This is a genomic window from Streptomyces sp. NPDC059785 (assembly GCF_042732375.1).
Taxonomy (GTDB): Bacteria; Actinomycetota; Actinomycetes; order Streptomycetales; family Streptomycetaceae; genus Streptomyces.
In genome coordinates this window covers 70,908-92,406 of the sequence record NZ_JBHWHV010000034.1, presented here as the reverse complement: position 1 = coordinate 92,406, position 21,499 = coordinate 70,908, and the positions used below count along the sequence as shown (strand labels likewise).

The following is a 21,499-nucleotide window of genomic DNA, read 5'->3' as shown; positions in this document are numbered from 1 at the left end:
ACCGCACCGCGGCGCAGGGCAGAGTGACTCCATGAGCGCAAGACACAGTGATCCCGGGGACGGGCGAGGGCTGGAACGCGACGGGACGATCGCGCGCGAAGGTTCACTGGACCGAGTACCGGCGGCGTTCGCGTCCGTCGTCGACGCCGCCCGCGCTCGTGTCTCCGAGACGTTCGACACGACGCGCCTGCACAGCGCCTACCTCTACGGCAGCATCCCCCGCGGCACCGCCACGCCCGGCGTCTCCGACCTCGACCTCCAGCTCGCCCTCCACGACGAGCCCACCGAGGCCGACCGCGCCGACGCCGACGCGATCGAGGCCGTACTCGACGGCGCGTTCCCGCAGATCGACGGCGTCGGCATCCTGCTGGCGAGCAAGCGATCACTGCTCAGCGACCTCGAACGGTACGACGGCGGCTTCTTCATCGCCTGCCTCTGCACACCGCTGCTGGGCCCCGACCTGGCGGAGCAACTGCCGCGTTACCGCCCCACGACCCTCCTCGCGCGGGAGACCAACGGCGACCTCGCGCGCGTGCTCTGCCGTTGGCGCGCCAGAGCCGCCGCGGCCGTCACGGACGCCGACCGGCGGACGCTCAGCCGCGCCGTCGGGCGCCGTACCGTCCGTACCGGATTCACCCTGGTCATGCCCCGTTGGGGCGGCTGGACCAGCGATCTCGAGCGGTCCGCCGAGGTCTTCGGCCGCTATTACCCCGACCGCGTCGAGCAGATGCGCGCCGCCGCGGCCGTCGGCCGTACGCCCGCGACCGATCCGGCGGTGCTCGCCACACTCATCGACGACCTCGGCCCCTGGCTCGCGGCCGAGTACACGGCCGTGCACGGCGAGAAGGCCCGGTGATCGGATGGGTTCTGGTGAACGCGAGCCAGGCGAGGGCGCAGCAGACGGCCGACAGCAGCAGTGACCATCCGGTACCGGCGCTCGCGGCGGCGCCCATGAGGGCGACGCCGAGGGTGGCGCCGATCTGGCGTACGGCGTTGAGCAGGCCGCCTGCCGCGCCGGCCGTACCCGGCGGCGCGGCGCTGACGACAGCGGCGACAAGGGCGGGCAGGACGTAGGAGATCCCGAAGCCGGTGAGCAGCAGACCCAGCGCCAGCCAGGGGTACGCGCCCTCGGCGAAGACCGTGCACGCGAGGACCGTACCGCCGGCGGTCAGCAGCGCCAGGCCGGCCAGGATCGGCGGCCGGGGTCCCGTCCGGGCCACGATTCTGCCGGTCAGTGGCGGGTTGGCGGCAAAAGGCACCGTTAGCGGCAGAAAGGCGAGACCGGATTCCAGCGCGCTCAGTTGCCGTTCGCGCTGGAGCAGCAGCGGCAGCACGAACAGCGCGCCCGCCAGTGCGAAGTTGGCTGCCGCGGCTGCCAGCAGACCGGCGCGTATCTGCGCGGAGCGCAGCAGTGCCCGGTTCACGACCGGTGCCTGGCTGCGGCGTTCGAGGACGGTGAACGCCACTGCCGCGACGGCGAGTCCGGCTGACGACCACGCGGTGTGCCCCCAGTTCCCCGCGCCGGCGGCGATCAACGCGTCCGTGAGCAGCGCCAGTACCGCCACGGCCGCGAGCTGGGCCGGCCAGTCGACGCGGCGGTCACCGCGCGGGCAGCGCACCGAGCGCGTGCAGGTCAGCGCCAGCACGACGAGCGCGATGGGTACGTTGACGAGGAACACCGCCCGCCATCCCGCCGCGCCGACCAGGGCGCCTCCGGCGATCGGGCCGGCCGCGACGGCCGCACCGCTGATCGCGGCCCACACGGAGATCGCGCGAGCCCGCGCCGCGGGCTCCGGACAGAGGCGGGCGATCATCGCCATCGAGGCGGGTACGCAGGCGGCCGCGGCCGCTCCGGACACCGCCCGGAGAAGCAGCAGCGCCCACAGGCCGGGGGCGACGGAACTGAGCAGGGACGCGAACGCCACCGTGTAACCGGTGATCGCCCATTGCAGTCCGGCCATCGAGGTGTGCAGGGACGTTGCCAGGTCGGGCTCGGCGACCGACAGCACGGTGGTGTCGAGCAGCACCATGAAGTAGCCGAGCGAGATGCCCGTCAACGCGCCGGCGCGCCGTCTCCGGGACGGCGAACGGCCCTCGGACGGGGACGGGGACGCGGACTCGGAAGGGGACGCGGACTCGGAAGGGGACGCAGAAGGGGACGCCGACGGTGACGATGATGGTGACGCGGCGGAGTTCGTAGCAGTCATGCTCGGGGACAGCCTCCTCAAGGCGTGCAGGGCGGAACGACGCGCAAGGCGGTACGACGCACAACACCGCCCGGCCCGACGCGCAAGGCAGCACACGGTCTGCGAGGCAGCGCAATGCGTGGGGCGTGGGCGCGCCATGCCGTGAACGACGTGCTGTGCTCACTGTCGTCGCCGGTGCCCGCCCGCTCCACCGGCGCTTCCGCACACTGCGTTCGGAATTTCCGAACGCCGCTCCGCGTTCGCGCGTCACGTGGAGCTACGCCAACTCAGGACGTTCGAGGCCGTCGTTCAGCACCGGACCGTGACCGATGCCGCCGTCGCGCTCGGTCTGGCCCCGTCATCGGTCTCGCAGCAGATACGGACCCTTGAGGACGCGCTCGCCGTGCCCTTGTTCGTGCGTGGCCCCAAGGGCATGGAGCCGACCGCCGCCGGGGAGCGGTTGCGCCGCTGGGCGCGCACCCTGCTCGACACCACCGAGCAGGCCGTCCTGGACGTCCGTGACGAGCGCCGCCGGCTGCGGCTCGGTGCCTTGGAGACGCTGGCCGGTTCGCATGTTCCGCTCGTGCTGGCCAGGCTGGCCGAGCGGCGGCGGGACATCGACGTCGACGTGCACACCGACCGCGCCCGCCAGGGGCTCTTCGCCGATGTCGTCGCGGGGCGGCTCGACGCCGCGCTGTTGCTGGACGCCGGTGACGACCTCGGCGGGCTCGGCTTCCCCGCGCCGGCCGAACCGCTCGCCTTCGTAGACCTGGCTCCGGTCCCGCTGGCCCTGGTCGCCGCCCCGACCCACCCCTTGGCCGACCGCAATGCGCTGAGCCCCGCCGACCTGACCGGCGAACGGCTCCTGGTCAACGTCCCGGAGTGCTCGTTCTGGATGGCCGGAGACCGGATACTGGGCGCCGGTCCCGAGCGCGTGCGCGCCGGTGGGGTGCCGGTGATGCGCGCGTGGGCCGAACACGGCCTCGGCATCTCGCTCCTGCCCCGCTTCGCGGTCGCCGACAGTCTCGACGCCGGCACCCTCGTCCCGCTCGGCCTCCGCCTGCCCGACCTCAGCCTGCGCCTCGTCTGGCGCGAGGACCGTGAATCGCTCCCCGGCCTCCGCGACATCCTGTACGCGGCGGCCCGCCCCTGACGGCAACCGGCCGAGGCCCGTCCTCCTCAGTGCAGGCGCGGACACCGTTCCGGTCGTCGGTAGTCTTCGTGTTCATGACGCGTCGTTGGTTTCTGCCGGTCCTGTATGTGCTCTGCGGTCTGGCCCTCGCGGCCGGGCAGGCTTTCACCGGGGCCTTCGGCGTAGCCGCGGTGCTGCTGGTGGTGTTCGTGCTGATCGCGGGCGTGCACTCTTCTCTGGTCTTCCCGAAGCCGGTCGGGGCGCAGGAGGCGCAGCGCCGTGCCGCGGTCGACGGGCGGCCGGTCGTCTTCTGGCGGCCGGGCTGCAAGTACTGCATCCGGCTGCGCTTCCGCTTGGGCCGCCGCGCCCGGCAGGCGTACTGGGTCGACATCTGGCGCGACCCGGCCGGTGCGGCCGTGGTGAGGGAGGCCAACGACGGCAACGAGACCGTGCCGACCGTCGTCGTGGCGGGCCGCCCGCACGTCAACCCTGACCCCGCGTGGGTGCGCGAGCAACTTCCCCGTACCGCCGGTGCGTAGGGTGTGGGCATGTCCCTGAGCCGCATAGTTCTCACGTCCGGTCGTACCGTCGAGCTCTCCGAGCTGCGGCTCTCCTCGACCTACGGCGGGATGCTGGAGGGCTATCCGTGCAAGGTGGTCAACGACATGAAGGTGAGTGGTTTCCTGCGGACCGCCGAGCGCGCCTTCCCGACCACTCCGGTATATCTCGTTCCGCCCACCCGTGAGTACCCGGACGAGACCGGAGGCGCGTTCGGCCCCGTCGAGGTGCTGCCCGCCGTCGCCTGCATCGGTGCCTTCCGGTCGGCAGTGGTCGCCCCCGACCACGACCCGGTCCTGTACCGCTCCGCCCTCACCGTCGTCTGGTTCCAGTCCACTTCGCACGTCCCGTCGGACGACCCCGACGACCCGCACGGTCTCCGCGACCTCCCCTGGGACGAACTGGCACAGGACTACGAGCTGTAGCGAGCTTCGGGGTCCGGCTCCGGCTCCGGCTTCGGTGTCGACTCAGCAATACGGCGCCTGGTTGGTGAGCGCTGTGGCCACACGCATCCAGACGCCGAAGAGCCGGTACAGATCGGGCAGGTTACCGCCGGCCTGCACGGTGCGGCTGTCGGACGAGGTGACACCGGGGATGCCGAGCAGTGTGGAGGCGACCGACGCCGACTGCCAGCGGACGGTGAGCGTGGACGTACCGGGCGAAGGAACACGGGCGGCGGTGGCGGCAGTGGTGGCGGTGAGACGGTCGACGACCGCCTTCTCGATCGCCTGCCGGGCCTCGCCGACAGGGGACAGCACGGCGCTGAACCGGTTCCCCGCCTTCTTGACGGCGACACAGGTGACGGTGGGATCCCACGCGGTCATCTCCGCGCAGGCGGTGTCGTCACCGGAAAGCATGACGACGGGGACTCCGAGCGCAGCGGCGGTGGCATGGGCGAGTCCGATCTCGCCCACCGGCCGGTCGTCCAGCCACATGTCCTCGATCTCGTGGCCCATTAAGCTGTGGCTGAGCACGCCCAGGGTGCCCGCGCGGGAGTGGAAACCGATGCAGAGCACAGCGTCGTACGTGGCGTCGAGGCCTTCGAGCATGGTCATGTTCTTGGGCTTTCCGCGGATCAGGCGGGCGGCCGGATGCAGGCTGTCGGGAAGGAGGTTGCGCATGGGTCCATGTGCGTCGTTGACGGTGACGGAGGTGGCGCCGGCGGTGAGGGCGCCACGGACCGCGGCGTTCACGTCCTCCGTCATCATGACCCGGCCGCGTTCGTAGTCCCGCCCGCCGGGCTGGACATCGCTCACGGACACCGCGGCGGGACGTATCGACGCGTTCTGGGAGTACGGGCGCGACGACGCCAACCTCCTCGGCGGCGCCCTCGTGGCGACCGAGGCCGGCTTGTACGTCACCGACGCCGAGGGCGCCCCCTGGCGGGCGGGAGCCACGAGCATCCTCGCCGCCCCCGCTCCGCTCCACGGCCGACTCCTCACCCTGTTCGCCCAGGTCACCGAGGCGGCCCGACAGCCTGCGTAACCCACCGGGACGCGCTCTCGCCCCCTCGTAGCGCCCGTCAGTCAGTCACCCGCGCCGGCCCTCGCCCGGGCTTCCGCCGCCTGCCGAGTCACGATGTAGCGCACCGCGGCCGCGGCGTTCCCGGTGGCATGAGTGGGCCGGTAGGCGTCCTGCGTCCATGGCTTCCCGTTGGACACCCACACGCTGCGCAGGCCGAGCGCGTTCGCGCCGGCGATGTCGGCCTGCGGGGAATCGCCGATGACCCACGCGCCGGGGAGGGGCGTTCCGACGGCGTCCGCTGCCGCGTGGAAGATCTCCGGTCCGGGTTTCTTGTGACCGACCGCCTCCGAGATCACCCAACCGTCCACGATCCGGTCGAGTCCGGTATGGCGGATCTTGGCTTCCTGCTGGGACGTGCGGCCGTTGGTGACGATCACGCTGGTCCAGCCGTCGGCGCGAGCCGCGTGCAGGGCCTCACGGGTGGGGGCCGTCAGCTCGACGCGGTCGGCGGCGCCCTGTTCGAGCAGGGCGTGGACGGCCGTCGCGGGCACCCTGTCCCCGTAACGGCCGGTCATCGCCGCGGCGACCTCGTGGCGGGCCGTGTAGCCGCCGGCGTCGACGGCCATCACCCAGGTGATGTCGGCGGCGGGCAGGCGGTGTTCGGCGAGGAACGCGGTGACAGCGTCACGGAACGCGGCGTCGCGGTCGACCAGGGTGTTGTCGAGGTCCAGCAGCATCAAGGGCATGGTCGGCAGTGGATCACGTACGAGGCGATCCCGGCGTCCTGGCGCACTTGGACCGCGCCCGCGGGGCGCACGACGCGGACAAACAGTTCGAGCTGCGCCGGCGCGCGGCCCGCCGCTCGCTCAGTGAGCAGGGTGCCGAGGAAGTCGATCTCGCCGTGCTGGACGAGGTGACCGCCGGCGCCCGGACCTGCCGCGACGGCGAGCGACGTGTGAGCAAGTGACCGCGCCCGTAAGCGAGACGGGCCTCAGGCGCCGCCCGCCGAGCAGGGCGGTCCCAGCATCGGGACGAGGAACTGCCGGGCCACCGCGCGCAACCGCTCCTCGTCGTCCAGGTCGACGACGTGACTGGGGACGACCAGGAACGACGTGCAGACGCGGGCCATCATCTCGGCCACGACGTCCACGTCCACGTCGGCCGCGACATGGCCGCCCCGCTGCTCCCGGCGGAGCCGTTCGGCGAGGAACTGCTGCACCACGTGCAGGGTCCGGCCGCCGTCGCCGGTCACGGACGGCACGACGGCGTCCGGTTCGACGGCCATGAGTCCGCCGATGAGACGGTTGTGGCGCAGGGCGCGCAGGGAGCTCACGAAGCCCTGCTCGACGCGGTCGGCGACGGTCTCGGCGTGTCCGATGTCGATGATGAACTGCTCGAAGTAGCGCCGGAACTCGCGGCGGACGACCTGCTCGACCAGTGCCTCCTTGGTGGCGAACCGGCGGTAGAGGGTGATCCGTGAGACGCCCGCGAGCCGTGCCACGTCCGCCATGGCGGACCGCTTGATGCCCATGCGGCAGAACTGGTCGAACGCGGCGTCCAGCAGCCGCGTGGACACCTCGTCGTCCGGGTCGGCGCCCTCCGTCGCGTCGCTGAAGGCGAGGGCCAGCACGGACGGCGGGCCGGCGGGACCGGTGCGGCCCGCTGGGACAGGTTCCACACGCGCCTCCCTGTTTCCGTGAAGCCTCTGGCGTTCACGACTCCTTTGTGCTCCCCTGGTGAAACAGAGTACCTAAACTTGTTTCACCGTATCAGCAGTTGACGGACAGGCCGAAGGACAGGCCAAGGAGCCGCGAGAGCAACGGACTTGGACTCAAGGAGGAGTTCAGCGCGATGGACGGACTCAGCAGGCGCAGGATGTTGTTCGCGGGCGGGGCCCTGGGCGCCGCCGGGGCGCTGAGCGCGGCGTCACCGGCGAGCGCCCGCTCCCTGTGGACGTGGTCGCCGAGCGCGTCGGTGGCGGGCGCCGGCGCGGGCGCCGACCCCGAGTGGGTGTGGGACGACGAGGTCGACCGGCTGATCGCCGACGTGATCGACCGGGGTGATGTGCCCAGGGTCAACGAGCAGTTGCGCGCCTGGACCCGCAACGACCAGGCGCCGCCGGCCGGACTCCCGCAGGATGTACGGGACTTCATGGCCGGGGCGAGCCGGCTGCCGTCCTGGGCGGACCGGGCGAAGCTGGAGACCGCCGCCTCGTTCAACGAGAGCCGCGGCTTCTATCTGAACCTGCTCAACGGCGTGGGCGGCGGCATGCTGAGCACCGCCATCCCCCGGGAGGCGCGCTCCGTCTACTACTCCAAGGGCGGCGCCGACATGGAGGACCGGGTCGCCAAGACGAGTCTGCTGGGCTTCGCCGTCGGCGACCTGAACGCGTACCGGGCCGACGGCGACGTCGTCGTGCAGGCGGTCAAGACCCGGATGGTGCACGCGGCGGTGCGGCACCTGCTGCCGCAGTCGCCGGGATGGAAGCAGGTCAGCAACGGCCAGACGGTCCCGATCAGCCAGGCCGACATCCTGGTCACCTGGCACAGCCTGGCCACGTACGCCATGCGGAAGCTGCTGGAGTGGCAGGTCCCGGTGACGGCGGCCGAGTCGGCGGCCTACCTGCACGTGTGGCAGGTGACCGCGCACCTGCTCGGGGTCCGCGACGAGTACATCCCCGCGAGCTGGCAGGCGGCCGAGGCCCAGTCCGAGCAGGTCCTCGACCCGGTCCTGACCTCCACCCGGGAAGGCGTCGAGCTCACCGACATCCTGCTGGGCCAGCTCGCCGAACAGACCAGCCCCGGCGGCGTGGACCGCCCGCTGGTCGACGCGCTCGCCCGCTACCTGGTCGGTGACCGGGTCGCCGACATGGACCGCATTCCCCAGGAGCCCTTCTGGGGGAAGACGATCGAGGCGCTCTGGCCCAAGCTGGTCGCCTTCCGGGAGAAGCTCATCCCGCTTCCCCTGGTTCCTCCGCTCGCCTGGACGATCGACGAAGCGGCACGTCAGTACATCCTCTTCTACCTCACCAAGGGCAAGGGCACCCGGATCGAGATCCCCGACACCAACCGACCCGCCGCCGGCTGACGCGGGCGGAAAGGAGCACCGAGCAATGGACGGACTCAGCAGACGCAGGATGCTGTTCGCGGGCGGAGCCCTCGGCGCCGCCGGAGCGATCGGCGCGGCATCACCGGCCGCCGCCCGCTCCCTGTGGACGTGGCCGGCGAGCGCGTCGGTGGCCGGTGCCGGAGCCGGCGTCGACCCCGAATGGGTGTGGGACGAGGAGGCCGACCCGGTGCTCGCCGCCGTGCTCGACCGCGGCGACGTACCCAGGGTCAACGAACTGCTGCGGCAGTGGACCCGCAACGACCAGCCGCTGCCCGACGGACTGCCCGCGGACTTACGGGAGTTCATGGAGAACGCCCGCCGGCTGCCGTCCTGGGCGGACCGGGCGCAGCTCGACCGCGGCGCCCGGTTCAGCAAGACCAAGGGGATCTACGTCGGCGCCCTGTACGGGCTCGGCAGCGGGCTGATGAGCACCGCCATCCCCCGGGAGTCGCGCGCCGTGTACTACTCCAAGGGCGGCGCCGACATGAAGGACCGCGTCGCCAAGACGGCGCGGCTCGGGTACGACATCGGGGACCTGGACGCGTACCAGCCGCAGGGGTCGATGATCGTGACCGCCGTGAAGACCCGGATGGTGCACGCGGCGGTGCGGCATCTGCTGCCCCGGTCACCGTCCTGGGAGCAGACCAACGGCGGCCAGACGATCCCGATCAGCCAGGCCGACATCCTGGTGACCTGGCACAGCCTGGCCACGTTTGTCATGCGCAAGCTGAAAGACTGGGGTGTCCGGGTCAGCACCGCCGACGCCACCGCGTATCTGCACGTGTGGCAGGTCAGCGCGTCCATGCTCGGCGTCAGCGACGAGTACATCCCCGTGAGCTGGGACGCGGCCAACGCCCAGTCGCAGCAGGTCCTCGATCCGATCCTGGCCCACACGGCCGAGGGCGAGGCCCTGGCCGACGTCCTGCTCGGCATCGTGGCCGAAATCGACGCCGGTCTGACCCGGCCCCTGATCAGCGCCTTCTCCCGGTACACGCTCAGCGACCGGGTCGGCGACATGATCGGCCTGTCCAGGGAACCCGTCCTGGAGCCGCTGATCGCGACCGCCTGGCCCCTTCTGGTGGCCTTCCGCGAAGGGCTGATTCCGTTCCCCGGTATTCCGGCGGTCGCCTGGACCCTGGAGGAGGCGCTGCGTAAGTTCGTGCTGCTCTTCCTCTCCGAGGGGCAGCAGATCGCCATCGACCTTCCGGACACCAACCGCCCGTCCTGACCCGACCCCCGCGCGCACACCTGAACGGCACCCGGCGCCCCATCCCGTACGGGTGCCGTCCGCGCCGGGGGCGGCGACTTCCCCGCCGCTCCCGGCCGCCCGGCCCGCACACCGGCACCATGAGCCGCCCCTCCTCCCCCCACCCTCCGGAGCCGAGCCGCACCCATGGAACGACGACGACACCGCACCGAGCCGCCCGCCGACGGCCCCGGCCTGGGCAGACGCCGCTTCCTCGGCTACGTCCTGGCCGCACCGACCCTGGTGACCGCCGCCGAACTCGTACCCGCCCCACCGTCCGACGCCGCCGTCCCCCCGACCGGCCTGCCCTCGGCCGACATCACCGAACTGGCCGACCTCAACGACGTGATGACCGCGGCCGCCCTGCCCACCTCAGGGCTGATCACCGTCCAGGTCCACCCCGACGGCACGGTCTCCTTCGCCCTGCCACGTGCCGAGGTGGGGCAGGGCATCACCACCTCGACGGCCATGCTGATCGCCGAGGAGATGGACATACCGCTCGAGCGGGTGCGGGTCGCCCTGGCCGACGCACGGCCGGAACTCCTGTTCAACCAGCTCACCGGCGCCTCCAACACCACCATCGCCACCTACGCCCCCGTCCGGGTCGCCGCCGCCGTCGCCCGCGGACGGCTGCTTTGGGCCGCGGCGATCGAACTCGGCGCCGCCGTCACCGAACTCACCGTCAAGGCAGGGGTGATCACCGGCCCGGCGGGCCGCAGCGTCACCATCGGCGCCCTCGCCGAGAAGGCCGCGAGCCCGCGGACGCAACAGGTCACCGCCGAACTCAAACCGGCGGACCAGTTCAGCGTCATCGGCACACCGCGCGGCCGTATCGACGCGCTCGACGCGGTCACCGGGCGCAAGAAGTTCGCGATGGACCTCGCCGTGCCCGGCGCCGCCCCGGCCATGGTGTGCCGTCCGCCGACGCTCAACGGCACGGTCGGTTCGGTGGCCAACGCCGACGACGTACGCGCCATGCCGGGCGTCACCGACATCGCCGTGATCCCCACCGGCGTGGCCGTGCGCGCCCGGACCTTCGGCCAGTGCATCGACGCCGTACGCGCGCTGCGGGTGTCGTGGCGGCCCGGTACCGCGGAGGGCAAGTCCGACGTGACCGTGCGCGAGGAGCTGCGTGCCGCCGAACTGCCCATGGGACTGCCGCCGTTGACCCCGAGCGTTGAGGCCACGTTCACCTTCCACTTCCGCGGCAACAGCGCGCTGGAGACCAACTGCGCCATCGCCGACGTACGCCCTGACCGCGCGGAGATCTGGTCCAGTCTCAAAGCACCGATCGTCGCCAAGGAGATGATCGCCGCGAAGCTCGGGCTGCCGCTCGACGCGGTCACCGTGCACGTCACCGAGGGCGGCGGCTCCTTCGGCCGCAAGCTCTTCTTCGACGCCGCGCTGGAGGCCGTCGAGATTTCCCAGGCGATGGGCAAGCCCGTCAAGCTCATGTGGCACCGCGCTGACGACGCACGTCAGGGACGCGTCCACCCCATGGCCACGTCCCGGGTCCGCATCGCCCACCTCGGCGGCACCGTCCTCGGCTACACACAGCGGCACACCAGCGTGGCCACCGACCTCAGCCACGGCTTCGGCGAGATCTTCACCGCCCTCGCCGCACGGCTGCCGGTGGCCGACCTCGGTTTCTCCGAGACCTTCTTCCAGCTCTCGCAGTCGATGCCGTACGACGTCGGCGTCAGCAGCCGGCTGCTGAACGAGACCGACAAGGGCTTCAACACGGGCAGCATGCGCAACGTCTACTCCCCCGACGTCACCTGCGCCCGCGAACTCATGATCGACCGGCTGGCGTCGAAGACGGGCAAGGACGCCTACCGGTTCCGGCGCGACCTGATCAGGGACGAGCGGACGGCGGCCGTTCTCGACAAGGTCGCCGAGGCCGGGGACTGGGGCCGGCCGATGCCGGACGGCACGGCACAGGGCATCGCCCTGCACTCCGAGTACCACTCCACCAGCGCGGTGCTCGTGGAGATCGACTGCCGCCCGGAGACGGTGAACCGGCCGGTCCGCGACGGAGTGACCGGACCGCGGGTCACCAAGGCCGTACTCGCCGTGGACGTCGGCCTCACCGTCAACCCACGCGGCCTGGAGGCACAGATGACGGGCTGCCTGATGGACGGCATCGCCCAGACCCTCACCTCCAGCCTCCACCTGCGCGACGGCTGCTTCCTGGAGGCGAGCTGGGACAACTATTTCTACACCCGGCAGTGGAACACCCCGCCCGAACTGCGGATCATCGTCATGCCGGCCACCACGGGAAAGCCCGGCGGCGCCGGTGAGCTGGGCGTCGCCGCCTCGATGGCCGCGGTCGCCTGCGCCTACGGCCGCGCCACCGGCACCATGCCGACCACCTTCCCGGTCAACCACGGCACGCTCTCCTTCGAGCCCAAGCCGACCGTCCCGCCCGTCCCCCAGTCCCCGACGGACGGCCTGGACCACGCCTACTGACCATCCGGCCACCGACCCACGGAGTTCCTGTGCCCGAACACACCTTCCGGCTCAACGGCGAGCAGGTCACCGTCGAAGTCCCGGACGACGTAAGGCTGTTGTGGGTGCTGCGCGACATCCTGGGCGTCACCGGGCCCAAGTACGGCTGCGGCATCAACGTCTGCAAGGCATGCACCAGTCACGTCAACGGCAAGGCCGTCAACCCCTGCGCGATCCCGGTGGGGAACCTGCGACCGACCGACGAGGTCACCACTATCGAAGGGCTCGCGGCTACGGCGGACGGGGACCTGCACCCGATGCAGCAGGCGTGGCTCGACCACGACGTGGCCCAGTGCGGCTACTGCCAGCCGGGCCAGATCATGGCGGCCGTCGCCGTCGCACGCCGGGCGGCGGAGGAAGGCCGCGACATCACCGACGCCGACCTCGACGGCATCCGCAACATCTGCCGCTGCGGCACGTACTTCCGCATCCGCGAGGCCATCAGAGCCGGCGCCGCCGCGATGAAGGCGGCGCAATGACCACCGCCGTGCCCAGGAGACCGCTTCGCCAAGGAGGCAGCCCGTGTATCCGGGAACCCATGCCCGCACGTCCCCCGGCAAGCCCGCCGTCGTCCTCGCGGAGACCGGGCGGACGCTGACCTACGGCGCGCTGGAGGAGAACTCCGTCCGGCTGGCCGACGCCCTGCGCACGGCCGGGCTGCGCCGCGGCGACGTGCTGGCCGTCCTCGCGGACAACGCCGTCGAGGTGTTCGAGGTGTACTGGGCGGCCCTGCGCTCCGGCCTGTACATCACCGCGGTCAACTGCCACCTCGCACCGGCCGAGGTGGCCTACGTGATCAACGACTGCGGGGCCCGCGCCCTGGTCGCCTCCGCGGCCCTGCGCCGGCCGGCCGAAGCGGTGGTGCCGGACACACCCGGCGTCACGCTGCGCCTCGCCTTCGGCGGCGACGTGGCACAACACGGCTCCTACGCACAGGCACTGGCCGCCGCCTCCCCCGAGCCGCCGCCGGAGCAGCCCCGCGGCGCCGACATGCTCTACTCGTCCGGCACCACCGGGCGGCCCAAGGGCATCAAGAGCCCGCTGCCGGACCGCCAGGTGCACGAGCCGGGCGACATCACGGCCGCGCTGTTCGGCCCGCTCTACGGGTTCGGTCCGGACACCGTCTACCTCTCGCCCGCCCCGCTCTACCACGCCGCGCCGCTGCGCTTCGGCGGCGTGGTGCACGCGTACGGCGGGACCGTGGTGATGCTGCGGCGCTTCGACGCCGAGCGGGCCCTCGCCGCCGTCGAGCAGTACCGGGTCACGCACACCCAGTGGGTGCCGACCATGTTCGTACGGGCTCTGAAACTGCCCGCCGAGGTGCGGGCCGCACACGACCTGTCCTCGCTGCGGGTCGCGGTGCACGCCGCCGCACCCTGCCCCGTGGACGTCAAGCGGGCGATGATCGACTGGTGGGGGCCGATCGTCCACGAGTACTACGCGGCCACCGAGGGCATCGGGGCCACGTTCATCGACAGCGACGAATGGCTGCGCAAGCCGGGCTCGGTCGGGCGGGCGCGCCTCGGCACCGTACGGATCTGCGGAGCGGACGGCCGGGAGCTGCCGCCGGGCCGGGTCGGGACGGTCTACTTCGAACGGGACGAGCTGCCGTTCCTGTACCACGGCGACCCGGAGCGCACCCGCCGGGCGCAGCACCCGGACCACCCGAACTGGGCGACCACCGGTGACGTCGGCCATGTCGACGATGACGGCTACCTGTTCCTGACGGACCGGCAGGACTTCGTCATCATCTCCGGCGGCGTCAACATCTACCCGCAGGAGATCGAGAACGTACTGGCCCTGCACCCGAAGCTGTCGGACGTGGCGGTGATCGGGGTGCCGGACGCGGAGATGGGCGAGCAGGTGAAGGCCGTGGTGGCCACCGCGCCCGGCGTGCGGCCGGGCCGGAAGCTGGAACGTGAGCTGATCGCCTACGTGCGGGACCGCATCGCCCACTACAAGGCGCCGCGCAGCGTGGACTTCGTCGACACCCTGCCCCGCACACCGACCGGAAAGCTGGTCAAACGCACCCTCACCGACCGCTACCGGCGCCCGGCCTGAGGGGGCGGGGGCCGGCGCGCGGCCTGAGCGGGCGGGGCGGCGACCGGCACTGGCGAGGAATTGCCTGACCGGTCCTCGCTGACCGCACCCTTTCGCCCGCCCGTCCTCGTGCGCTCCAATAGCGATCATGAGTAGAGGGACGCCTCGTGCGGGAGCCCGCAGCCGGCAGCTTCATCGCATACGGGACCGCCGGGAACGTACGGAACGCCAGGGCGGGCGCGGGCGGACGCGATCGCCCCTGGGACCCCGGCGCCCGGGACACCGCCGCGGGGCACCGGAACGGTCCGCCGTCCGCGTATCCCCTTTCCGCCCGTCCCCTCACGGTCCCGCCGAGGAGGCGGGAGGCTCGCCGCACTGGGTGCATCTCTTCACGACGACGCTTCCGGGACTGGCGGCGGTCGCCGCCCTGATCTTCACCTGGATCTCCATCGACCAGGCGTCCGACGAGCTGAGCATCTCGGAACAGGGACAGATCGCCGACCGGTACGACGCGGCGGTGGAAAAGCTCGTCAACCCGTCCGTCGACGTCCGCAGGGGCGCCATCTACTCCCTGCAAAGCATCATGGCCGACTCCCCGCGCACGCAGCCCGCCGTGATCGACATGCTGTCCAAGTACATCCGGGACCGCGCCACCAAGAAGTCGGTGACCGCGGAGAAGGCCCCCGATGTCCAGGCCGCGCTCTACACGCTCGGCAACCGCGACTCCGCCCACGACGCGAACGCCGTCGTCGACCTGAGAGGGGTCCGTCTGCGGGAGCTGGACCTGACCGGCGTGGACCTGTCCAGGGCGGATCTGCGCGAAGCGGTCCTCACCGGCGGTGACTTGGCGAAGGCCGACCTCTCCGGTGCGAACCTGGAGTCGGCGGTGCTGGGCGACGCGAATCTGAGCGGTGCCGATCTGACCGGGGCGGTCGTCGAGCGGACCGACCTGCGGGGAGCGGATCTCACGGACGCGGACCTGGACAGGGCCGACCTGACCGGCGCGAGGCTGGACCGCGCGAACCTGACCGGGACCACGTGGAAGGACACGGTCCTGACCGGGGTCCACCGGCCCGAAGGGGACCTGCCCGACATCACGTCGAGCCCGGCCCCGCAGACCTCGCGTACCCCGTCACCCGACCGCACTTGAGCCGACCGGCCGCTCCCGCCCACGCCCGGCCGGTGCGATCCCCGCCGACACTGCTCTCCGACTTCGCCGGCCCGTCGAGATCGCTCGTGTCGTCGGCCGTGACCGCGCGTTGAGCTGCATATGCGACGTACCGATGACACTCCGCCGCCGCCGACGACGACCACGCCGAAGCCGAAGCCCGTGAGCGGCGGACCCGTTGACCGGGCGGGCCCCGGACGCGGCAGGAACGCGGCCCTCGCAGGGCTCGCCCTCGCCGTCCTGGCGAGCACCGCGCAGGCCGTGCCGGCCGCCGCCGCCCCGCCGCGCTCCGACGGGGCGGTCCGCGCCGCGGAGGGCGTCACGGACCCGGGGCCCGTGCGGCGCTGTCTCGACCTGCCCCTGGTCAACGGGGACGGCGAGCGCGCCGGTGGTGTGCACCCCGCGCTGCCCACGGACGCAGGGACGCTGCGCGCGGCGCTGGACGCCGTCCGCGCCGCCCACGTCGCGCCCTCCCGCTACCGCGCGCTGCTGTGGCAGTACTGGGTGGTCAGAGCGGCCGACGACGCGGGCATCGAGCTCACCGGATGGGCACCGGACCGCGGCGTCGAGGCCAACCGGCGTACGGTCGTGGCCGTGTACGCCTACTACGGCGCGCTGTTCCTGCGACACCCCGAGCTGCGCTGGGCGGGGATGGCCAACCTGGCCGGGCCGTCGTTCGCGGCGGGCTTCATGGACCTCGACATGGTGCCGGACCTCGCCCGGCTCCTGGCAGGCCGGATCGCCGCCCAGCCGCCCGAGGCGCGGGACCGGCTCCCCGCCGAGGTACGGGACCTGGCACGCGACGGCACCGGACTCACCGACCTGGAACTGGGCTGGTTCGCCGCGCGGCTCCTGGCCATGCAGAAGCACATCTTCATGGACCAGGCCGCCATGCACGCCGCGTACCTGTACGGGGGCACGGCCGCCACCGACGAGATGCGGTCGGCCGGACTGATCGACGCGGCCGCGGCCGCCTCCTGGCACGGCATCGCCGGACACCGTCCGCAGGACGTCGACGCCGCCAACACGCAGTTGCTGTCGCGGGAGCAGAACCAGATCATCGCCGGTCAGTGGGACCGGATGCGTGCCCGTCTCGGCCCCGTCGGCGGCCTCGTCACCTACGCCATCACCCTGGCGGGCAGCGTGTCCGTGCCCGGCGCGCGTACGCCCGCTCAGTACGCGCCCCTGACCGTCGCCACGGAGCCCGGCGTGACCTCCGTCCGGCTGATCACGCCGCTGCCGGCCTTCAACATCGCGGACCGCGCCCGCCGCTGGCAGTACATCACCGGCGACACCCTCCCCGCGTACCGGCGCCTGCTGCGCGAGCGGCCGGCGTGGACCCGGACCGTCGTCGGGTCGTCGCTGGAGGACCGCATCGCCCGCGAGCGCCTCGCGGCACGCTGGCCGGAACTGGTGACGGAGCTCGTGACGGGCTGGCGGGTGGAGGCCCGGTTGTAGGGCCCCGGCGGCCGGTTCGGCGCCCGGCGGCCGGCGGAGAGCGCTCACGCCTCGGCGTGCAGCACGGTCCCGGAGGGTTCGGCGGAGACGACGAGGACGCCCTGCTCCTCGCTGGACGGCAGTGAGGCGCGCCGGATGAGGGACTCCCAGTCCTCCGGCCACACGGTGGTGTCGTCCCACAGGATGCCCTCGAGGAGCACGCCGTCGAGCTTGGCGCCGCTGAGGTCCGCTCCGATGAAGTCGCTGCTCGCCCGCTCGACCTCGGCGACCGTCCGCGCCAGCGCGTCGGCCTGGTCGCAGCCCTGGGCGAGGTCGTCGATGAGGTCCTGGGCGACGGTGTCGACACCGAAGTGGCGGGCGGGCGCGGACGTCTCCAGGGTGGCGAGCGCCGGGCGCAGTTCCTCGTCGAGCAGCTGCCGGATGCGGTGCAGGTCGTGCAGCAGCCGCTCGGCGGGCTCGGCGAGCACCGTCTCGACGGCCACGAGGTAGTCGAGCCCGGTGAGGGTGACCGGGGGGCGCTGCGGCTTGGGCAGCCGGGACATCTCGCGGTCCTGGAGGACGGCGCCCAGCCCGTCACCGACGCGGTCCTGCTGGTGGAGCAGCTCGTGGAGAGACCCCACAACAACCGGGAGAACAACCCACTGCGACTCACCACACGCTGCTCGGTCTCCATCGACCCCTCCCCCAACGACAGTTCCGCCCACGGCTGACATCGCCGGGCCGTAAGACGCCCGTCGACACGGGCCGGTTGTGACGCAGGGCCACCGACCTCACCGTCCTTGGCACCTCACCCGCGGCCTCGGGGCGTTCGGCGGCACCGCGAGGCGGGCAAGTGGCGCCTGCCCCTTCCGGTGGGTGCGTGGCATGCTGGCAGCGCCGCGCGTGGTGCGGGGCGCGCGTTCCTGTCCGATGTGTCCGGGGAGGTTCGGTCATGTCGTTGCGGCTTCTGCTGGGTGCTCGGCGCCCGTACCGCCGTCCGTCGCCGCGCGCCGCGGGGCTGGTCAGCGCCGTGGCGCTGGCGCTGCTCGCGGCCGGCTGCTCCGGCGGGGGCGACAGCGGGGACCGGGCGGGCGGTGACGACACGTTCGTGTACCTGTGCGGCACGGGGCTGGTGACCGAGTGGGATCCGGCCCGCTCCTACTCCGATGAAGTAGTGGCCCTGTCGAACGTGTACGAGACCCTCACCCGCTTCGATGCCGACACCCGCAGGACCGAAGGGGTACTCGCGACGAAGTGGACCGCGTCCAAGGACCGCCGCGTCTGGACGTTCACCCTGCGGGACCACGTCCGGTTCCACTCGGGTCACCCGCTGACCGCCCAGGCGGTGAAGGCGGCGATCGACCGCACCATGAGGCTGAAGGCCAGCGCCTCCTACGTGTGGGACCCGGTCCGGAAGATCACGGCGATCGGGAAACGGCAGGTCCGCTTCGAGCTGTCCCGCCCGGCGCCGCTGGACATCGTGGCCTCCGCCACGTACGCGGCCTTCATCTACGAGGTCTCCGACAAACCCGGGTACTACCGGGCCACCGGCCGCGGCACCGGACCGTACACGGTCACCTCGTGGAAGCCCGGCAGCGAGAACGAGGTCCAGCTGACCGCCTTCAAGGACTACTGGGGCGGGTGGCACGGCAAGCGCTACAAGAAGGTGGTCTACCAGTCGGTGCCGCAGTCCTCCACGGAGGCGCAGCTGCTGAACTCGGGCGAGGCCGACTACGCCGGCGGCCTGCCGCCGCAGCTCCTGGACACACTGCGCGACCGGCCGGACGTCACCGTGTACCGACGGCCCTCGTGGGAGACCCTGATCGGCCTGATGAACACCGAGAAGAAGCCGCTGGACGACATACGGGTGCGCCGGGCCATCGCCAACGCGCTCGACTACAAGGAGATCATCACCGCGAGCAGGGGCGCGCTCGTGGCCTCCGACGGCATCATCCCGAAGGGCATGTTCGCGCACACGACCACCCTGGATCTGCCGGGCGACAACCGCGCCCTCGCCCTGAAGCTGCTCAAGGAGGCCGGGTACGGCCCGGGCAGCGGCCGCACCATGAAACTGGAGATGACCTACCCGGCGGGCTACGGCACCGTCAGCACCGTCGGCGACGTGATGAAGGCCCAACTGCGCCCGTACGGCATCGATCTGCGGGTCGAGGGGCTGACCTGGTCGTCCGCGCAGTGGCCGCGCGCCAAGAAGAAGAACCCCAACGACCGCCAGGACATCTTCGTCATGTGGTGGTGGCCGGACGACCCCGAGCCGCTGTCGTACTTCCGCAACGTGTTCCGCACCGAGAAGGAGATCTCCTACAACCTCGCCTACTACTCCAACCCCCGGCTCGACCGGCTCATCGACTCGGTCGGCGCGCTCACCGCCACGGATCCGGAACAGGCCGTGCGGACCTACCGCACGATGCAGGAGATCCTCATCAAGGACGCACCGGAGCTGTTCCTCGGCACCAACACCTACCAGCGGGCGCTGAGCAGCGACACCGAGGGCTTCGTCGACAACCCGGCGTACGCCAACGTCGTGTTCGTCCACGACCTCACCCGTCACTAGCCGCCGCCACGGAGCCCGGGGGTGGACATGGAACGCACCGGGAACGGCCGCGGGCTGCCGGTGGCCCGTTACGCGGCCCGCCGTCTGGGCCTCGCGGCGCTGGTCGCTCTCGGAGTGGTGGTGCTGACCTTCCTCATCGCCTGGGTGGTGCCCAGCGACCCGGCCGGAGTCTGGGCCGGACCACGCGCCTCGGCCGGGGAACGGGCCCGGATACGCGCCCAGTTGGGGCTCGACCGGCCACTCGCCGCGCAGATCGCGTCGTACGTGACCGGGGTGCTGCGCGGCGACTGGGGCCTGTCGGTACGCACCCACCGCCCGGTCCTGACCGATTTACTCGCGCTGCTGCCCAACACCTTGCAGCTCGTGCTCGCCGGACTGGTCACCGGACTGGTCGTGGGCGTCCCCGCCGGGCTCGTCGCGGCGCGGTGGCACGGGCGGGCCCCCGACGCGCTGGTGCGGACCGGCGCGCTGCTGTCCGCCTCCGTCCCGACGTTCTGGCTGGCGCTGCTGCTGCAGATGTTCTTCGCGAGCCGGCTCGGTCTGCTGCCGATCGCCGGCAGTCACGACCGCGCGGTGCTCGCCGCCCATCCGGTGACCACCGTCACCGGCCTGCCCCTGCTCGACGCCGTCCTCACCGGGAACGGGGCCGCGGCGGCCGACCTCTTCGACCACCTGGTCCTGCCCGCCCTCGTCGTGGCCTCCTACCCGGCGGCCGTCATCGCCCGCCTGGTGCGGGCGAGCCTGCTGGACGCGCTGGGCGAGCCCCACATCCAGATGGTGCGCGCCCTCGGCTTCCCCGAGCGCGCCGTCCTCGGCCGCTTCGCCCTGCGGCTCGCCTGGAACCCCGTGCTCCAGCTCAACGCGCTGGTCTTCGGGTACGCGCTGGTCAACACCTTCCTGGTGGAGGAGGTGTTCGACTGTCCGGGGCTCGGCCGGTACGCGGCCGAGGCGGTGCGGTCCCTCGACGTACCGGCCGTCGTCGGAGTGACCCTGCTGGTCGCGCTGCTCTACCTCGCCGCGAACCTGGCCGTCGACCTGGCGCAGGCGGCCCTCGACCCGCGCATCACCCTGCGGTGAGGGAGGAACGGGGATGACGGCCGGGGTCCGGGGGTGGCGGGGATGACGGGCGGGATCCGGGGGTGGCGGGGTACGCGCGGCGGGCGGACGCGGACGGAGGGCGGTCGCCGCGGCAGCCGGAGGGGGACGGAAGGCGGCGGGCGGACGAGGACGAAAGGCGGTGGCCGCGGTGGCCGGACGGCGCTCGTGATCGCCACCGTCGGCGTGGTGATCGTCGTGCTCGTCGCGCTGTTCGCGCCGCTCCTCGCCCCGTACCCGGCGGACGCGACCGGTGCCACCGACACCGCCCGGATGCTGCGCCCGCCCTCCGCGGCCCACTGGTTCGGCACCGACGAACTGGGCCGCGACGTGCTCTCCCGGGTCCTGTACGGAGCGCGCATCGGCCCGGTCGTCGCCGTGATCGTGGTGGCGGTCTCGCTGGTCGTGGGCACCGTGACGGGGCTGGTGGCCGGCTACTTCGGCGGCTGGATCGACGAGGCTCTGATGCGGCTGACCGACGTGTTCCTGGCGGTGCCCGCGCTGCTGCTCGCGCTGGCCCTGGCCACCGTGCTGGCGCCGGGCCCGGTGGGGCTGACCGTCGCGCTCACCGTGACCTGGTGGCCGTGGTACGCCCGGCTGGTGCGCGGCGAGACCGCGTCGGTCGCCGGACGCCCGTACATCGAGGCGTGCCGGGCGCTCGGTCTCGGCCACCGCCGCACCCTGCTGCGCCATGTCCTGCCCAACGCCTCGACACCGCTGCTGGTCCAGGCGTCGACCGACGTCGGCGGGGTACTGCTCGTCTCCTCGGGGCTGTCCTTCCTCGGTCTCGGCCCGCAGCCGCCGACCCCCGACTGGGGCCTGATGGTGGATCAGTCGCAGGACTACTTCACCACCCACTGGTGGCTCGGCACCTTCCCCGGTCTGGCGATCATGCTGGTCGCGGCGGTGTGCTTCCTCCTCGGCGACGCGCTCCAGGACCGCCTCGACCCGCGGCGCGCCCCACGCCCCGCCCCACGGATGTGAC

Annotated in this window: 21 protein-coding genes; 16 read left to right on the top strand and 5 right to left on the bottom strand. The window is 72.1% G+C overall.

Annotated features, from left to right (window positions below):
* The first annotated feature begins 31 nt into the window (after positions 1-31).
* The gene (locus ACFV6E_RS24945) at positions 32-856 is read left to right on the top strand and encodes a nucleotidyltransferase (protein ID WP_385464695.1); all 825 of its coding nucleotides are present in this window, start codon (positions 32-34) and stop codon (positions 854-856) included.
* Here the strand turns inward: ACFV6E_RS24945 and ACFV6E_RS24940 are convergent.
* A complete protein-coding gene (locus ACFV6E_RS24940; protein WP_385464693.1) occupies positions 789-2,057 on the bottom strand; it encodes an MFS transporter in 1,269 nt (422 codons plus the stop codon). The two genes, ACFV6E_RS24945 and ACFV6E_RS24940, sit on opposite strands and share 68 nt — an antisense overlap.
* A 400-nt stretch (positions 2,058-2,457) precedes the next feature.
* Between ACFV6E_RS24940 and ACFV6E_RS24935 the strand changes: the two genes are divergently transcribed.
* From ACFV6E_RS24935 to ACFV6E_RS24925, 3 genes are all read left to right on the top strand, one after another.
* Positions 2,458-3,339, top strand: a complete 882-nt coding sequence (locus ACFV6E_RS24935) for a LysR family transcriptional regulator (RefSeq protein ID WP_385175139.1) — start codon at positions 2,458-2,460, stop codon at positions 3,337-3,339.
* A 74-nt stretch (positions 3,340-3,413) separates the two neighbouring features.
* Positions 3,414-3,857, top strand: a complete 444-nt coding sequence (locus ACFV6E_RS24930) for a glutaredoxin domain-containing protein (RefSeq protein WP_385175137.1) — start codon at positions 3,414-3,416, stop codon at positions 3,855-3,857.
* A 9-nt stretch (positions 3,858-3,866) separates the two neighbouring features.
* Positions 3,867-4,301, top strand: a complete 435-nt coding sequence (locus ACFV6E_RS24925) for a hypothetical protein (RefSeq protein WP_385464690.1) — start codon at positions 3,867-3,869, stop codon at positions 4,299-4,301.
* Between the two features lie 42 nt (positions 4,302-4,343).
* On the opposite strand, the gene ACFV6E_RS24920 is transcribed toward ACFV6E_RS24925, so the two are convergent.
* On the bottom strand, positions 4,344-5,084 hold the full coding sequence (locus tag ACFV6E_RS24920; protein ID WP_385464713.1) for a M55 family metallopeptidase: 741 nt from the start codon (positions 5,082-5,084) through the stop codon (positions 4,344-4,346).
* A 124-nt stretch (positions 5,085-5,208) separates the two neighbouring features.
* Here ACFV6E_RS24920 and ACFV6E_RS24915 point away from each other — a divergent pair, with 124 nt between their 5' ends.
* Positions 5,209-5,361, top strand: coding sequence for a hypothetical protein (locus ACFV6E_RS24915; protein WP_385175131.1), 153 nt, complete (start codon positions 5,209-5,211; stop codon positions 5,359-5,361).
* 41 nt (positions 5,362-5,402) lie between these two features.
* Here ACFV6E_RS24915 and ACFV6E_RS24910 read toward each other — a convergent pair whose 3' ends face one another.
* Positions 5,403-6,086, bottom strand: a complete 684-nt coding sequence (locus tag ACFV6E_RS24910; protein ID WP_385464688.1) for an HAD family hydrolase — start codon at positions 6,084-6,086, stop codon at positions 5,403-5,405.
* 8 nt (positions 6,087-6,094) lie between these two features.
* Between ACFV6E_RS24910 and ACFV6E_RS24905 the strand changes: the two genes are divergently transcribed.
* The gene (locus tag ACFV6E_RS24905; protein WP_385175125.1) at positions 6,095-6,307 is read left to right on the top strand and encodes a hypothetical protein; all 213 of its coding nucleotides are present in this window, start codon (positions 6,095-6,097) and stop codon (positions 6,305-6,307) included.
* Between the two features lie 24 nt (positions 6,308-6,331).
* Here the strand turns inward: ACFV6E_RS24905 and ACFV6E_RS24900 are convergent, their stop codons facing one another.
* A complete protein-coding gene (locus tag ACFV6E_RS24900) occupies positions 6,332-7,018 on the bottom strand; it encodes a TetR/AcrR family transcriptional regulator (protein ID WP_385464685.1) in 687 nt (228 codons plus the stop codon).
* A 173-nt stretch (positions 7,019-7,191) separates the two neighbouring features.
* Here ACFV6E_RS24900 and ACFV6E_RS24895 point away from each other — a divergent pair, with 173 nt between their 5' ends.
* From ACFV6E_RS24895 to ACFV6E_RS24865, 7 genes are all read left to right on the top strand, one after another.
* Positions 7,192-8,427 (top strand): oxygenase MpaB family protein, encoded by a 1,236-nt coding sequence (locus ACFV6E_RS24895; protein ID WP_385175119.1) that lies wholly within the window; start codon positions 7,192-7,194, stop codon positions 8,425-8,427.
* Positions 8,428-8,452: 25 nt separating this feature from the next.
* On the top strand, positions 8,453-9,676 hold the full coding sequence (locus ACFV6E_RS24890) for an oxygenase MpaB family protein (protein ID WP_385464682.1): 1,224 nt from the start codon (positions 8,453-8,455) through the stop codon (positions 9,674-9,676).
* 165 nt (positions 9,677-9,841) lie between these two features.
* Positions 9,842-12,163: a molybdopterin cofactor-binding domain-containing protein gene (locus ACFV6E_RS24885; RefSeq protein WP_385464679.1), complete on the top strand. Its 2,322-nt coding sequence runs from the start codon at positions 9,842-9,844 to the stop codon at positions 12,161-12,163.
* 29 nt (positions 12,164-12,192) lie between these two features.
* On the top strand, positions 12,193-12,681 hold the full coding sequence (locus tag ACFV6E_RS24880; protein WP_385464676.1) for a (2Fe-2S)-binding protein: 489 nt from the start codon (positions 12,193-12,195) through the stop codon (positions 12,679-12,681).
* A 43-nt stretch (positions 12,682-12,724) separates the two neighbouring features.
* Positions 12,725-14,263, top strand: coding sequence for an acyl-CoA synthetase (locus tag ACFV6E_RS24875; protein ID WP_385177272.1), 1,539 nt, complete (start codon positions 12,725-12,727; stop codon positions 14,261-14,263).
* Positions 14,264-14,621: 358 nt separating this feature from the next.
* Positions 14,622-15,392, top strand: a complete 771-nt coding sequence (locus tag ACFV6E_RS24870; protein WP_385177270.1) for a pentapeptide repeat-containing protein — start codon at positions 14,622-14,624, stop codon at positions 15,390-15,392.
* Positions 15,393-15,512: 120 nt separating this feature from the next.
* Positions 15,513-16,868: a hypothetical protein gene (locus ACFV6E_RS24865; RefSeq protein WP_385464674.1), complete on the top strand. Its 1,356-nt coding sequence runs from the start codon at positions 15,513-15,515 to the stop codon at positions 16,866-16,868.
* A 44-nt stretch (positions 16,869-16,912) separates the two neighbouring features.
* Here the strand turns inward: ACFV6E_RS24865 and ACFV6E_RS24860 are convergent, their stop codons facing one another.
* Positions 16,913-17,488, bottom strand: a complete 576-nt coding sequence (locus tag ACFV6E_RS24860; protein WP_385177266.1) for a hypothetical protein — start codon at positions 17,486-17,488, stop codon at positions 16,913-16,915.
* A gap of 311 nt (positions 17,489-17,799) precedes the next feature.
* Here ACFV6E_RS24860 and ACFV6E_RS24855 point away from each other — a divergent pair, with 311 nt between their 5' ends.
* The 3 genes from ACFV6E_RS24855 (at position 17,800) to ACFV6E_RS24845 (ending at position 21,498) form a co-directional block, all read left to right on the top strand.
* Positions 17,800-19,419 carry an ABC transporter substrate-binding protein gene (locus ACFV6E_RS24855; protein WP_385177264.1) on the top strand — a complete coding sequence of 540 codons (1,620 nt, stop codon included), beginning with the start codon at positions 17,800-17,802 and terminating at the stop codon, positions 19,417-19,419.
* A gap of 27 nt (positions 19,420-19,446) precedes the next feature.
* Positions 19,447-20,496, top strand: coding sequence for an ABC transporter permease (locus ACFV6E_RS24850; protein WP_385464671.1), 1,050 nt, complete (start codon positions 19,447-19,449; stop codon positions 20,494-20,496).
* Between the two features lie 186 nt (positions 20,497-20,682).
* Entirely contained in the window at positions 20,683-21,498 is an 816-nt protein-coding gene (locus ACFV6E_RS24845; RefSeq protein WP_385167635.1) for an ABC transporter permease, read from the top strand.
* Position 21,499 lies beyond the last annotated feature (1 nt).

What these genes read in the sequence shown, in the direction of transcription:
- ACFV6E_RS24945 (WP_385464695.1), top strand. Translation starts at nt 32, where the DNA reads ATGAGCGCAAGACACAGTGATCCCGGGGACGGGCGAGGGCTGGAACGC.
- ACFV6E_RS24930 (WP_385175137.1), top strand. Translation starts at nt 3,414, where the DNA reads ATGACGCGTCGTTGGTTTCTGCCGGTCCTGTATGTGCTCTGCGGTCTG.
- ACFV6E_RS24925 (WP_385464690.1), top strand. Translation starts at nt 3,867, where the DNA reads ATGTCCCTGAGCCGCATAGTTCTCACGTCCGGTCGTACCGTCGAGCTC.
- ACFV6E_RS24920 (WP_385464713.1), bottom strand. Translation starts at nt 5,084, where the DNA reads ATGATGACGGAGGACGTGAACGCCGCGGTCCGTGGCGCCCTCACCGCC.
- ACFV6E_RS24910 (WP_385464688.1), bottom strand. Translation starts at nt 6,086, where the DNA reads ATGCCCTTGATGCTGCTGGACCTCGACAACACCCTGGTCGACCGCGAC.
- ACFV6E_RS24895 (WP_385175119.1), top strand. Translation starts at nt 7,192, where the DNA reads ATGGACGGACTCAGCAGGCGCAGGATGTTGTTCGCGGGCGGGGCCCTG.
- ACFV6E_RS24890 (WP_385464682.1), top strand. Translation starts at nt 8,453, where the DNA reads ATGGACGGACTCAGCAGACGCAGGATGCTGTTCGCGGGCGGAGCCCTC.
- ACFV6E_RS24885 (WP_385464679.1), top strand. Translation starts at nt 9,842, where the DNA reads ATGGAACGACGACGACACCGCACCGAGCCGCCCGCCGACGGCCCCGGC.
- ACFV6E_RS24865 (WP_385464674.1), top strand. Translation starts at nt 15,513, where the DNA reads ATGCGACGTACCGATGACACTCCGCCGCCGCCGACGACGACCACGCCG.
- ACFV6E_RS24855 (WP_385177264.1), top strand. Translation starts at nt 17,800, where the DNA reads ATGTCGTTGCGGCTTCTGCTGGGTGCTCGGCGCCCGTACCGCCGTCCG.
- ACFV6E_RS24850 (WP_385464671.1), top strand. Translation starts at nt 19,447, where the DNA reads ATGGAACGCACCGGGAACGGCCGCGGGCTGCCGGTGGCCCGTTACGCG.